12 protein-coding genes are annotated in these 12,176 nt (G+C 64.2%); 10 read left to right on the top strand and 2 right to left on the bottom strand.

Translation table 11 applies throughout. From position 1 onward, the window contains the following. Positions 1-370: 370 nt before the first annotated feature. A complete protein-coding gene (gene treB, locus ACT84W_RS03900; RefSeq protein WP_444328269.1) occupies positions 371-1,864 on the top strand; it encodes a PTS trehalose transporter subunit IIBC in 1,494 nt (497 codons plus the stop codon). Beyond that, positions 1,861-3,381, top strand: a complete 1,521-nt coding sequence (locus tag ACT84W_RS03895; RefSeq protein ID WP_444328268.1) for an alpha,alpha-phosphotrehalase — start codon at positions 1,861-1,863, stop codon at positions 3,379-3,381. Before treB ends, ACT84W_RS03895 begins: the two co-directional genes overlap by 4 nt. Before the next feature lie 93 nt (positions 3,382-3,474). Here the strand turns inward: ACT84W_RS03895 and ACT84W_RS03890 are convergent, their stop codons facing one another. Further along, positions 3,475-4,650 (bottom strand): cation diffusion facilitator family transporter, encoded by a 1,176-nt coding sequence (locus ACT84W_RS03890; RefSeq protein WP_432291160.1) that lies wholly within the window; start codon positions 4,648-4,650, stop codon positions 3,475-3,477. 336 nt (positions 4,651-4,986) lie between these two features. Here ACT84W_RS03890 and ACT84W_RS03885 point away from each other — a divergent pair, with 336 nt between their 5' ends. Genes ACT84W_RS03885 through ACT84W_RS03865 form a run of 5 tightly spaced genes read left to right on the top strand, consistent with a single transcriptional unit; the run spans position 4,987 to position 7,886 of the window. Further along, positions 4,987-5,652, top strand: coding sequence for a prepilin peptidase (locus tag ACT84W_RS03885; protein WP_444328267.1), 666 nt, complete (start codon positions 4,987-4,989; stop codon positions 5,650-5,652). Next, entirely contained in the window at positions 5,579-5,773 is a 195-nt protein-coding gene (locus tag ACT84W_RS03880) for a hypothetical protein (protein WP_432291158.1), read from the top strand. Before ACT84W_RS03885 ends, ACT84W_RS03880 begins: the two co-directional genes overlap by 74 nt. 10 nt (positions 5,774-5,783) lie before the next feature. Then, a complete protein-coding gene (locus tag ACT84W_RS03875; protein WP_417576267.1) occupies positions 5,784-6,236 on the top strand; it encodes a helix-turn-helix domain-containing protein in 453 nt (150 codons plus the stop codon). Between the two features lie 40 nt (positions 6,237-6,276). Continuing rightward, entirely contained in the window at positions 6,277-7,149 is an 873-nt protein-coding gene (locus tag ACT84W_RS03870) for a methylenetetrahydrofolate reductase (protein ID WP_444328266.1), read from the top strand. Positions 7,150-7,166: 17 nt separating this feature from the next. Further along, a complete protein-coding gene (locus ACT84W_RS03865) occupies positions 7,167-7,886 on the top strand; it encodes a vitamin B12 dependent-methionine synthase activation domain-containing protein (protein WP_444328265.1) in 720 nt (239 codons plus the stop codon). A 17-nt stretch (positions 7,887-7,903) separates the two neighbouring features. Here ACT84W_RS03865 and ACT84W_RS03860 read toward each other — a convergent pair whose 3' ends face one another. Then, entirely contained in the window at positions 7,904-8,665 is a 762-nt protein-coding gene (locus ACT84W_RS03860; RefSeq protein ID WP_444328264.1) for an IclR family transcriptional regulator, read from the bottom strand. Between the two features lie 218 nt (positions 8,666-8,883). On the opposite strand from ACT84W_RS03860, the gene ACT84W_RS03855 reads away from it, so the two are divergent. From ACT84W_RS03855 to ACT84W_RS03845, 3 genes are all read left to right on the top strand, one after another. After that, positions 8,884-10,410, top strand: a complete 1,527-nt coding sequence (locus ACT84W_RS03855) for a UxaA family hydrolase (protein WP_417576271.1) — start codon at positions 8,884-8,886, stop codon at positions 10,408-10,410. 208 nt (positions 10,411-10,618) lie between these two features. Then, positions 10,619-11,410, top strand: coding sequence for an SDR family oxidoreductase (locus ACT84W_RS03850; RefSeq protein WP_417576272.1), 792 nt, complete (start codon positions 10,619-10,621; stop codon positions 11,408-11,410). Positions 11,411-11,437: 27 nt separating this feature from the next. Then, positions 11,438-12,176, top strand: a 739-nt coding sequence (locus ACT84W_RS03845; RefSeq protein WP_444328263.1) for an MFS transporter, incomplete at its 3' end; no start/stop codon positions are given.

Genomic DNA, 12,176 nt, shown 5'->3' with positions numbered 1-12,176 from the left:
GTCGACTATCTCTTCTCGCAGGGCTCGGTAGATGCCCTGCCAAATGGCTTTCATGCGGTGCTCCTCGGGATGGTCGTCTCTTGTCTGAACCGCATTATACGGGGGAATCGAGCCTGCGTCCTACCGCTCACCGCCGTTTGGCCACCGTTCACGAAACATATGCAAATAAGTATGCCTTCAAACAACTTATGCAAATGAGTTCGCCCTATACTACGAGGCAGCCTATTCAAATAAGTGGTCCTGAACCATCTGGAACTCGGTCGCCGGCTGGCTCAGAATCAAAGGGAAAGAAGGAGGATGCAATGGGCAAATACTCGGACGACGCGGCGAAGCTCCTGGAGCTCGTGGGAGGGAAGGGCAACATCGCGCGGTGAGCCACTGCATAACCCGCATGAGGTTCGTCCTCAACGACGAGTCGAAGGCCGACGTCGCGGGCATCGAGGACCTTCCGAGCGCGAAGGGCAGCTTCACCCAGAGCGGACAGTTCCAGGTCATCATCGGCAACGACGTCAAGGCCTTCTATGAGGACTTCGTCGCGGTCTCCGGCATCGAGGGCGTGACGAAGGACGCCGCCAAGGCCGCCGCCAAGCAGAACCAGAACCCCATCCAGCGCGCCATGACCGTCATCGCCGAGGTCTTCGCCCCGATCATCTCCGCGATCATCGTCGGTGGCCTGATCCTCGGCTTCCGCAACTGCATCGACTCGGTCTATGTCTTTGGCGACGGCACCCAGACCCTCGTCCAGACGAGCCAGTTCTGGGCGGGCCTCGACAGCTTCCTGTGGCTCATCGGCGAGGCGGTCTTCCACACCGGCATCCCCGTGGGCATCTGCTGGTCGGTGACAAAGAAGATGGGCGGCACCCCGATGCTCGGCATCGTCCTCGGCCTCACCCTCATCTCCGGCCAGCTCCTGAACGCCTACAGCGTTTCCAGCACCCCAACCTCCCAGATCCCTCAGTGGGACTTCGGCTTCGCCAAGGTGAACATGATCGGTTACCAGGCGCAGGTCATCCCCGCCATCCTCGCCGCCGTGACCTTGGGCCTGCTCGAGCGCTTCTTCCGCAAGATCTGCCCTGAGGTGCTCTCGATGATCGTCGTCCCGTTCTGCAGCCTGGTGCTCGCCGTCATGGCTGCCCACTTCGTGCTCGGCCCCATCGGCTGGTGGCTCGGCAGCGGCGTCTCCGCCATCGTCTACGCGGGCATCACCGGTCCCTTCCGCGCGATCTTCGGAGCGATTTTCGGAGCCCTGTACGCCCCGCTCGTGATCACCGGCCTGCACCACATGTCCAACGCCATCGACCTGCAGCTCATCGCCGACTTCGGCGGTACCATGCTGTGGCCCATGATCGCCCTGTCCAACATCGCCCAGGGCTCCGTCGTCCTTGGCATGGCGTTCCTGCAGCGCTCCAACGACCGCGACCAGCAGGTCAACATCCCCGCGATCATCTCGTGCTACCTCGGCGTGACCGAGCCCGCCATGTTCGGCGTCAACCTCAAGTACACCTTCCCCTTTTGTCTGCGGCATGGTCGGTTCCTGCATCGCCGGCCTGCTGAGCGTCGCCACGAGCTGCACCGCGAACGCCGTGGGCGTCGGCGGCCTGCCAGGCATCCTCTCGATGCAGCCCACGAGCTGGGCGATGTTCGCCGTGTGCATGGTCATCGCCGTCGTCGTCCCCTTCGTCTTGACCGTCGTCGTCGGAAAGAAGAAGGGCATCGAGGACGAGGCCCGCGCCGGCGCCGCGGCCATCGCGGCCGAGCTCGCCTCCGAGGGCAAGTAGCGCGCACCGCACGCGGCACCTATTTCGCTGAACTTATCGCCCGCCCGCGACCTGCGGGCGGGCCCTACCCCGGGGGGAAACCATGAAGACCCTCGACATCTCGAACAAGGTCGTCTACCAGATCTACCCGAAGAGCTTCAAGGACTCGAACGGCGACGGCTGGGGAGACCTCCGCGGCGTCACGCAGAAGCTCGACTACCTGGCCGAGCTCGGCGTCGACTATATCTGGCTGACGCCCTTCTTTCCCTCCCCGCAGCGCGACAACGGCTATGACGTCGCCGACTACCGCGCCGTCGACCCGCGCTACGGCACCATGGCTGACTTCGAGGAGCTCGCCTGCGAGGCCCGCTCCCGCGGCATCGGCATCATGCTCGACATGGTCTTGAACCACACGTCGACCGACCACGAGTGGTACCGCCGCGCCCTCGCCGGCGAGAAGCGCTACCAGGACTATTACTTCTTCCGCGACGGCGACCCCGACAAGCTGCCCACCAACTGGACCTCGAAGTTCGGCGGCCCCACCTGGCTGTGGGAGCCCGCGGTGGGCAAGTGGCGCCTGCACCTGTTTGACCCGACACAGGCCGACCTCGACTGGAGCAACCCCGAGGTACGCCACGAGGTCGCGGACATCGTGCGCTTCTGGAAAGAGAAGGGCGTGAGCGGCTTCCGCTTCGACGTCGTGAACCTCATCTCGAAGCCCGAGGTCTTCGAGGACGACCATGAGGGCGACGGCCGTCGCTTCTATACCGACGGCCCCCATGTGCACGAGTACCTGCAGGAGCTCGTGCGCGAGGCCGGCATCGATGGGATGATGACGGTGGGCGAGATGTCATCGACCACCCTCGACGCGTGCCTGGGCTACACCCGCCCCGAGGACCACGAGCTCTCGATGGCGTTCTCGTTCCATCACCTCAAGGTCGACTACAAGAACGGGAACAAGTGGGAGCTCATGCCCGCCGACCTCGGCGAGCTTCGCCGGATCCTCTCGACCTGGCAGGAGGGCATGCAGGCGGGCGGCGGCTGGAACGCGCTGTTCTGGGACAACCACGACCAGCCGCGCGTGGTCTCGCGCTTCGGCTCGGACGGCGAGCTGCGCGTGCCTTCCGCGAAGATGCTCTGTCTGTTCATGAACCTGCTGCGCGGGACCCCCTACATCTACCAGGGCAACGAGCTCGGCATGACGAACGCGCACTTCACGTCGATCGACGAGTACCGCGACGTGGAGAGCATCAACTACTACCGAATCCTCACCGAGGAGGAGGGAAAGAAGCCCGCCGAGGCGCTGCGCATCATCGCGGAGCGCTCCCGCGACAACGCGCGCACGCCCATGCAGTGGGACTCGGGCAAGAACGCGGGCTTCACGACGGGCGAGCCCTGGAGCACGCCGGCACGCGACGCCGAGGGCTGCGATCAGCGCGCCATCTGCGCCGCGGCGGACGGCCCGCAGGAGTACGGGCATGCCGGCTCGCTGCTCGTGGTCGCGAACTTCTCGCCCGAGGAGGCGAGCGCCGGCGAGTGGGAGGTCCTGCTCTCCTCGCACGGCGGCGAGCCCGATCTCGCGCACCTGCGCCCCTACGAGGGCGCGGCGCTTCTCCGCAAGTAAAAAATGACGAAAAGGGACAGTCCCTTTTCGTCATTCACAAGCTGGGATAAGAAAAATGACGAGAAGGGACTGTCCCTTTTCGTCATTTTCTCGTTACTGAGCGGACGAGACGTAGCTCGAGTCGATGTTGACCACGCAGACGGCCTTCGGCCAGCGCTCGGACACGGTGGCCTGGATGCGGCCTTTGAGCTCGGCGTCCGTCATCGCGAGGTCGTGCGGGCGCACGCAGTCGAAGATGACGTTCGTGTGGGTGGGGCCAGGGACACAGCGCAGGTCGTGGATGGAGAGCCTCGGGTCGATCTCGCGGACATGGAGGTCGATCCAGTGGCGCATGTCTCGCACCTCGGGGTCGTCGGTGACGATGGGGTCATAGTGCAGCGTCATGGTCAGGCCCATGCTGCGCTTGAAGTCCTGCTCGATGTTGTCGAGCGTGTCGTGCGCGACGAAGGGGTCCGCCTCGCCGGCCATCTCGACGTGGGCGCTCGCGAACTGCCTGCCGGGGCCGTAGTCGTGGACCATGAGGTCATGGGTCCCGAGCACGCCGGGGTAGGAGAGGATCTTCTCCTGGATCTTGGAGATGAGCTCGGGGCTGGGCATCTGGCCGAGCAGGGGACTCACCGTGTCGCGGATGAGGCCGATGCCGCTCGCGGTGATGAACGCGCCGACGCCGACGCCGGCCCAGCCGTCGAGGCTCACGCCGGTCGTGGCGCCGATGGCCGCGCAGGCGAGGACCACGCCGGTGGTCACGACGTCGTTGCGCGAGTCGGCTGCGGTGGCGATGAGCGTCTCGGAGTCGATGCGGCGGCCGAGCGACCGGTTGAAGAGCATCATCCAGAACTTGACCGCCATCGACCCCAGGAGGACGGCCACGAGCGCCGCGCTGAACTCAGAGGGCTCTGGCGAGAAGATCTTTCCGACGGACTCCTTGACGAGGTCGAGGCCAAGCGCGCTGACGATGACGGCGACGGCGAGTCCGGCGAGGTACTCGTAGCGGCCGTGCCCGTAAGGGTGCCCCTCGTCGGCGGGCTTGCTCGCGAGCTTGAAGCCGAGCAGGCTCACGATGTTGCTCGATGCGTCGGAGAGGTTGTTCACGGCGTCGGCGACGATGGACACGGAGCCGGCAAGAACGCCGACCGCCGCCTTCGCGGCGCAAAGCACGATGTTGCACGCGATGCAGACGGTGCTTGCCAAAAACCCTATGCGCGTGCGGTACGCGGTGGAAGCCGGGTCGATGCCCTTTGCGAATATCTTGAGCAATAAATCGGTCATGTTCGTCGCCTTCTACAGTTCAAGTCAAACAACGAGCAGGTTAACGCCCAAAAATGGTGCGCTTTGGTTAACTTAGCGGCATAACCACAGAGTCAACAAGTCACCATCGGCGTACTCCGCCCTGACTGTGTGCGAGCACCGCGCCTGCGCCGCTCGCCGGCCGGGCCCTGCCGCTTGCGAACCTGACGGATATCTGCCGGGTATCTTACCGTGCCCGTCGTTTTCGCCTTTGGCGGGCCGTGGGCGGGGCGTTTGTCCGCGCGGTCGCCGTAAGTACATAAATCTATGAATCGTCGCCTGTTTTGCGCCTCTTGCCGCGCTCGCCGTTCGTAAAGAATGGCCCTCACCTATCGAGAGGAGCATTGCATGGAAACGATCCTGAGATCTGCCGCCGTCGGCATCCTGGTCCTGGCGCTCGCGCTCGCCGTGGCGAGCGATCTGGGGACGAGGACGATACCCAACGGGTGCGTCGCGGCCGTGGCGCTCTGCGCGGCGCCGACCGTGACCTATGCGGATGACCTCGCCTGCGCGGCGGCGAGAAGCCTTGCGGGGGCCGCGGCGGTGCTCGCCTTGCTCCTCGCCGCCCGCGGCTTGTCCAGAAAGCTGCACGGATCCGTCGGGATCGGCGCGGGAGACATCAAGCTCCTCTCTGCGCTCGGGGCCGGTCGGCGGGCTCGCGATCGTCGGCGCCTCGTGCGTCATCGCGCTCATCGGCCGCGCCGCCGCCCAAAGGTCGCGGGAAGCGGCGTCCTTCGCGGCGCTTCGGCGGGGGACGCCCATGCCCATGGCCCCCGCCATCGCCGCCGCGGCGGCGCTCACCTTCGCGTTCGGGCTGTGGGGTATCTGACGCGTCTCGACCGGAAGGGAGCGTGTCCTGGGCCGATTGAACTATTAAGTGAGTTAATATCTTTTAGAGAATGGCCGGGTAATGGTCAAAAGAAAAGAGGTAACCGATTACCTGCGGGCCGCGGGGCTGCACCCGACCGGTGGCACCAATCATGAGCACTGGACGGACGGGGCTCACTGGACGCAAGTCCCGCGCCATAAGGAGATCAGCAACCAGCTCTTCGAGAAGATAAAGAAACAAGCGGGCCAGGTTACCCTTGCCAAGCGCTGCGATTAAAGGCGGATATATGTTTTACCTGCAGGAATTTGAGATATCCGAAGACGAGGGGCTCTATATCTCGGTCCCCTTCGACCTTGAGGGCGGAACGCAGGGGGCCTCGCTCGAGGAGGTGATGGGGATGTCCGCGGAGTGGCTGTGCGGCGAGGTCGAGCGCTCGCTAATGACGGGCGAGCGGCTCCCCTCGACCACGATGGGAAACACCCCGAGGGCTGGCGGCAGGGTCGTCCTCATCGGCGTCAACGCCAACCTGGGCGATATCCCGTCATGCTCGGCCTCAGAGGCCGCGAGACGGCTCGGTGTGTCGCGGCCCCGCGTATCGAAGATGCTGGAGACGGGCCTTCTCGAGGGCTGGAGGGATGGGCGGAACACGCGCGTCACGTTGGCGAGCATCGAGGCGCGATTGGCATCGAGTCCCCGCCCTGGTCGAAAACCGGGCAAGGCGCTGGCGGAAACACGATAAGATGGCAGGAACCGAAACGGCACGAAAGGCACCTCTTCCCATGAAAATCAGCGATAAGCTCGCCGCGCACCAGACTTTCTCGTTCGAGATCTTCCCGCCTAAGGGCGACCTCCCGCTCGAGAAGGCCTACGAGGTCGCGAGCGCCCTGACGACCCACGCCCCCGACTGGATCAGCGTCACCTACTCCGCTGGCGGCTCGGGCAACTCGGACAACACCGTGGCCATCGCGGGCTCCGTTGAGAACAAGCTGGGCACGACCGCGCTCGCGCACCTGACCTGCATGGGCGCGACGGGCGCCGACGTCGACGCCTACGCGGCGGCCCTCGCCGCCGACGGCGTCCAGAACATCCTCGCCCTGCGCGGCGACCGCCGCCCCGACCGCGACGTCGTCGACTTCGCGCACGCCTCCGACCTCATCGCCTACCTGCGCGCGACCGCGGGCGACGGCCTTTGCATCGGCGCCGCCTGCTACCCGGAGGGCCATGTGGAGTCACCCTCCGAGGACGCCGACTTCGAGGGGCTCTACCGCAAGCAGGAGGAAGGCGCCGACTACTTCGTGAGCCAGCTCTTCTTCCGCAACGAGGATTTCTACCGCTTCCGCGAGAAGTGCCTGCGCCACCGCATCAAGCTGCCCATCGTCGCCGGCATCATGCCGTTCACCAGCGTGAAGCAGATCCAGCGTATGGCCTTCAACTGCGGCGCGTCCATCCCCGCCAAGGTGGTCAAGCGCCTCGTGCAGGCCGGCGACGACCCCGAGGCCCAGGCGGCCGCCGGCGTCGAGTACGCATGCGAGCAGCTCTGCGACCTCGCGGTCAACGGCGTGGATGGCCTGCACGTCTACAGCATGAACAAGCCCGCCATCGCCGCGGCGGCGCACGATGCGCTCGCGGGCTGCGGGTACCTGGCCAAATAGGGAGCGGGGTCCGGCGCATGGCGCTCACGGTCGAGAAGTACGAGGTGACCTCCGTCGACCGCGCGGAGGTCCTCCGCTATATGGGCTATGCGGGCCAAAAGCTCACCGACGAGCTCGACGCGTGCATCGACGAGGTCGTGGCGCGCTGCCTCGACGTCGCCCGGCCGGCGGGGTCGTGGGAGGTCTTCGACGTCGCGGGGCGCGAGCCGACGAAGGAGGACCTGCCCGCAGTACAGCTCGCGGGCACTTCTTTGCAGCTCGTGGGCGAGTCGATGAAGAAGCACATGGCGGGCGCCGTCGCTGTGGGCGTCATGGCCGTGACCGCGGGCATGGGCATCGAGCGCGAGCTGCGCAGGCTCTCGTTGACGGACCCGGTCGCTCAGGTGGTCTTCGACGCGGCGGGGACGGCGACGGTCGAGCGCGCGGCCGATGCCTGCGAGGCGAGCATCGTCGCCACGGCCGCTGAGCGTGGGCTCTACACGAACTTCCGCTTTAGCCCCGGGTACGGCGACATGCCGCTCGCGACCCAGCCGGTGCTGCTTTCCACGCTCGACGCGCAGCGGAGGCTGGGCATCACGCTCTCGAAGTCGCTGCTCATGACGCCGACCAAGTCCGTAACGGCGGTCATCGGGCTCTTTGCCGAGCCTCAGCCGTCGAGCCATGCGAGCTGCGCCGACTGCCTCTGCCGCGATTTCTGCCGCATCCTGCGCACGGGCCGACCCTGCTGGAAGCGCTGAGCGGGCCGGCGAGGTCTTTATATAAGAGCAGCCTCGAGGCGGTCCTTGGCGTCGGAAAGCGCCTGTTTAATGAGGTCTTTCTTGGCGGCGTCGAGACGGTATGCGGGCACCGAGACGCTCATGCCAAAACAATGCCCGTTGCTCCTGTGGATGGGCACGGCGAGGCATTCGACTCCTTCGAGCACCTCCTGGCGGTCGTGCGCGAACCCCGTCGCTCGCGTCTCGGCAAGCTGGCCGAGCAGCTCCTCAGGCGTTTTCACGGCGTGCTCGGTGGGCCGTTCGAGCGGCAAAACAAGCGAGCCGATTGCCTCGGCGTCGCTCAGTTGGCTCAGAATCGCCTTGCCGATGGCGGTGCAATGGGCGGGCAGCGTCTTGCCGATTTCCGACGAAAGGCGTATGCGCTGCGGGGAGTCGACTCGTGCGATATAGAGCACGCGCCCATGGTCGAGCGTGCCCGCCTGGCAGGTTTCGTTGCAGGTTTCGACCACGCGCTGCATCTCGCCCTCTATGAGCGGCAGTCCCATCGCGCCGCGGTCGAAAGCCTTGCCCAGCAGATAGGCGCGCAGCCCGATCGAGTATCGCTTGGTGTCTTCGTCGTAGGCGATGTACTCCGTGTCTGCCATGGTGTGCAGGATGGGAAAGAGGCTGCTTTTCGGCGCGCCGAGCTCGCGGCAAATCTCGGCCATGGTAAGGCCCTTCTGATTGGCGGCAAGGGCGTCGAGAATTGCCAATACCCTGAGCGTCGCGCGGTGCCCCGCGGTTTCTTCCGAAATTGCCATTCAAGCTCCTTAGTCATTTTTAACCATCTTAACGCTCAATTGCCTTTTTGTTCGTGATTACGAACGCCGTTTACAGTTAAAAACAGGCCATTCGCCAAACTCATTCTTTGCGTGGCGAAAAGTGCTACCCTCAACAACAAGAAAACCGAATGCAGTTCGCATATACGAACAGCACCAAGGCAAGACGGTCGAAGCTTGACGTCTACTAAGGAGATCGGATGTCAGAGGGCATGCAGGAAGGCCGAAACGCGGTCCTTATCGACGACAAAGACAATGTCGTCATCGCAATCTATCCGCTTAAGGCCGGCGATGAGGTCCGCTATCCAGTGCACGCCGGCGGCCTTGCCACGTTCGTTGCGACTGAGGATATCCCCCTCTTCCACAAAATTGCGCGCGTCGATATCTCTGCAGGTCAGAATGTCGTCAAGTACGGCGAGTTCATCGGCGTGGCGACAAGCGACATCAAGCGTGGTCAGCATGTGCACACGCAGAACTGCGAGAGCTCCGACGATCTTGAGGGCGCTGCGGTCGCGGACGTCGCCTCCGCATCCGAGCGGAAGGCGGTTTCGACCAAGTGCACCCGTACTTTTATGGGATACCGCCGCTCGGACGGTCAGGTGGGCATCCGTAACCACGTTCTCGTCCTGCCCACGAGCATCTGTGCGTCGGACACCACCGAACGGATCGCCCGCTCTGTGGAGGGCTGCGTCACCTTCCACAACCAGAACGGCTGCAGCCAGGTCAACATCGATCAACAAATGACGGTGGATACCTTGGCAGGCCTTGCCGCGAACCCCAATATCCATTCTGTTCTCGCCGTTTCATTGGGCTGCGAGGGCTGTCAGAGCGACCTGGTGGTCGACGCCATCGCCAAGCGTACGAACAAAGAAGTGCGCACCCTCATCATCCAAGAGGTCGGCGGGTCTATCCGCGCGGTCGAGGAGGGCACGCGCATCGCCCGCGAGCTCGTGCGCGAGGCCTCCCTTTGTGAGCGCGAGGAGTGCGGCGTCGATGAGCTGATCTTCGGAACGAACTGCGGCGGCTCCGACACCTCCAGCGGTCTCGGATCAAACCCGCTGATCGGCGAGGTCTCCGACTGGATGGTTGCCCAGGGCGCCACCACGGTCCTGTGCGAGACCCCCGAGCTCTTCGGGGGCGAGCATATTCTGGCGCGTCGCGCCGCCACGCCTGAGGTGGGCGAGCAGGTGCTCAAAATCGTGCGCGATTATGAGAAGTACGTGCAGATGTTCGGAGCCCAGATGCGCGAGGGCAACCCGAGCCCCGGCAACATGGCGGGAGGTCTTACCACGCTCGAGGAGAAGTCTTTGGGCTGCATCCACAAGGCGGGCCACTCGACCATCAACGCTGTTTACCCCTATGCCGCACACATTGCTTCTCACCAGGGGCTTGTTGTCATGGACACCCCGGGTAACGATCCTTCCAGCGTCGGCGGCATCATCGCCGGCGGCTGCCAGCTCGTGGTCTTCTCCACGGGCCTGGGCACGCCCACGGGAAACGCCATCGCGCCGGTGCTGCGCCTGACCGCCAATGGCCGCACGGCCCGCACCATGGCCGACAACATCGATTTCGATGCCCAGGCAACTATTTACGGCCCGCAGTCGATGGAAGAGCTCCGAGATGAGCTCATAGATCAGATTATCCGCGTCTGCAACGGTGAGCCCACCTGCGCGGAGGCGCTTGGCTACACCGAGACGGCGCTGCCGCACCTCTGCAACTACATGTAGCGGCGTCTTTCGTTTTTTCCTGGCGCCCGGCGTTTGCCATGCCTCGTCGCGGCGCTGCCCCACACAAGGGGTGCCGGTGGTTGCGATACACCGGCGCCCATTCCTACTTGGTTTTACCGCGGCGGGGGCCGCGTTTTGCCGGGCCTTCCCCCGAGGGCCCACATCCGTAATTGCCCGCAATGACCGGGCAGCGAGTAAGGAGCACATCATGGATCTTCATCTTGAGGGCAAGGTCGTCTTCGTCACTGGCGGCTTCAAGGGCATTGGCAAGGGCATCGCGCTGCAGCTTGCTCGCGAGGGCGCAATCCCCGTGGTCTTGAACCGCAAGGACGGCGTCGAGGACGAGTTCCGCGCCGAGATCTCTGAGATCACCAAGACGTTCGAGATGTACTACATCGACCTCAACGACACCGACGCCATCAAGCCTATCGTCGAGGATGTTTACAAGAAGTACGGCCACATCGACGGCGTGGTGAACAACGCCGGCCGTAACGACAACCTCGAGCTCGAGACCACGAGCTGGCAGGACTTCGAGAAGTCCCTGCACGGCAACCTGACCCACTACTTCGAGCTCGTCCACGAGACCTGCCCGTACCTCAAGGAGTCCAAGGGCTCTATCGTGAACATCGCCTCTAAGGTCGCCCTTACGGGTCAGGGCAAGACGACCGCCTATGCCGCCGCCAAGGGTGCCATCCTTGGCCTTACCCGCGAGTGGGCCGCCGCTCTCGTCCACGACTCTGTGCGCGTCAACGCCATCGTCGTCGCCGAGGCCTGGACGCCGCTGTACGCCAACTGGATCAAGACCTTCGGAGACGAGGAGGCCCAGCAGAAGCGTCTGTCCCTCATCACCGACCGCATCCCTCTGGAGCACCGCATGACCTCCACCGAGGAGATCGCGGACACCGCGTGCTTCCTGCTTTCTGACCGCTCCAGCCACACTACCGGTCAGTGGTGCAACGTCGACGGCGGTTACGTCAACCTCGACCGCGCGCTTGACTAGGCCGCGGTGCGAAAAGAGGACTTTCAAATGTCTGATTCCACCAAGAAGGCGAGCTCGAAGGGCTCCGCGGCAACCGTTGCCATCGTCCTCGTGACCTCACTGTTCTTCGTTTGGGGCCTGACCATGAACCTGGTCAACGCCCTGAACAGTCCCATGGCCAACTACCTGGAGCTGTCCGGCACCGAGGCGAGCCTGCTGCAGGTTGCCTACTACGGCGCCTACTTCGTGATGGCCATTCCGGCCTCCATCGTGGCCAAGAAGTTTGGCTATAAGGGCGGCGTCATCATGGGCCTCGCCTTGTTCGTGCTCGGCTCGCTCATCACCGTGCCCGCCACCAACGTGGCCTCCTACGGGCTGTTCCTTCTTGCCATGTTCGTGATTGCTGCCGGCGCCTCCACCTTGGAGACCAACTGCAACCCCTACATCACCAAGCTCGGCGACGAGAAGCATGAGTCCATGCGCCTGAACCTCGCCCAGTCCTTCAATGGCGTGGGCAACATCGTGGGGCCGCTCATCCTCTCGCAGTTCCTCGGCACCACCATCGCCGCCGGCCAGCCGGGATTTGCCGACGCAAAGCTGGCGTTCCTCTCCAGCATGCGTGGCATGTACATCGTCATCGCCGTTGTGCTCGCAATCGTGCTCGCCGTCTTCGTCTTCGTTAAGCTCCCGACGCCTCCTGGAGACGAGGAGGAGGCAGCGAACGGCTCTGTCGAGAAGGTCACGTTTGGCTCCATGCTAAAGCGTCCGTACTTTGCCCTGGGCGTCC

It is taken from the genome of Paratractidigestivibacter sp. (genome assembly GCF_052362415.1).
Taxonomy (GTDB): domain Bacteria; phylum Actinomycetota; class Coriobacteriia; order Coriobacteriales; family Atopobiaceae; genus Paratractidigestivibacter.
Note: the sequence above shows the minus strand (reverse complement) of the source record. Positions and strands in the feature narration are given on the sequence as shown.

Excerpts from the sequence above, each read along its gene's own strand:
- ACT84W_RS03850 (WP_417576272.1), top strand. The coding sequence starts at position 10,619 with ATGGATCTTCATCTTGAGGGCAAGGTCGTCTTCGTCACTGGCGGCTTC.
- ACT84W_RS03860 (WP_444328264.1), bottom strand. The coding sequence starts at position 8,665 with ATGGCAATTTCGGAAGAAACCGCGGGGCACCGCGCGACGCTCAGGGTA.
- ACT84W_RS03880 (WP_432291158.1), top strand. The coding sequence starts at position 5,579 with ATGGTCAAAAGAAAAGAGGTAACCGATTACCTGCGGGCCGCGGGGCTG.
- ACT84W_RS03865 (WP_444328265.1), top strand. The coding sequence starts at position 7,167 with ATGGCGCTCACGGTCGAGAAGTACGAGGTGACCTCCGTCGACCGCGCG.
- ACT84W_RS03855 (WP_417576271.1), top strand. The coding sequence starts at position 8,884 with ATGTCAGAGGGCATGCAGGAAGGCCGAAACGCGGTCCTTATCGACGAC.
- ACT84W_RS03870 (WP_444328266.1), top strand. The coding sequence starts at position 6,277 with ATGAAAATCAGCGATAAGCTCGCCGCGCACCAGACTTTCTCGTTCGAG.
- ACT84W_RS03875 (WP_417576267.1), top strand. The coding sequence starts at position 5,784 with ATGTTTTACCTGCAGGAATTTGAGATATCCGAAGACGAGGGGCTCTAT.
- ACT84W_RS03895 (WP_444328268.1), top strand. The coding sequence starts at position 1,861 with ATGAAGACCCTCGACATCTCGAACAAGGTCGTCTACCAGATCTACCCG.
- ACT84W_RS03890 (WP_432291160.1), bottom strand. The coding sequence starts at position 4,650 with ATGACCGATTTATTGCTCAAGATATTCGCAAAGGGCATCGACCCGGCT.
- ACT84W_RS03885 (WP_444328267.1), top strand. The coding sequence starts at position 4,987 with ATGGCCCTCACCTATCGAGAGGAGCATTGCATGGAAACGATCCTGAGA.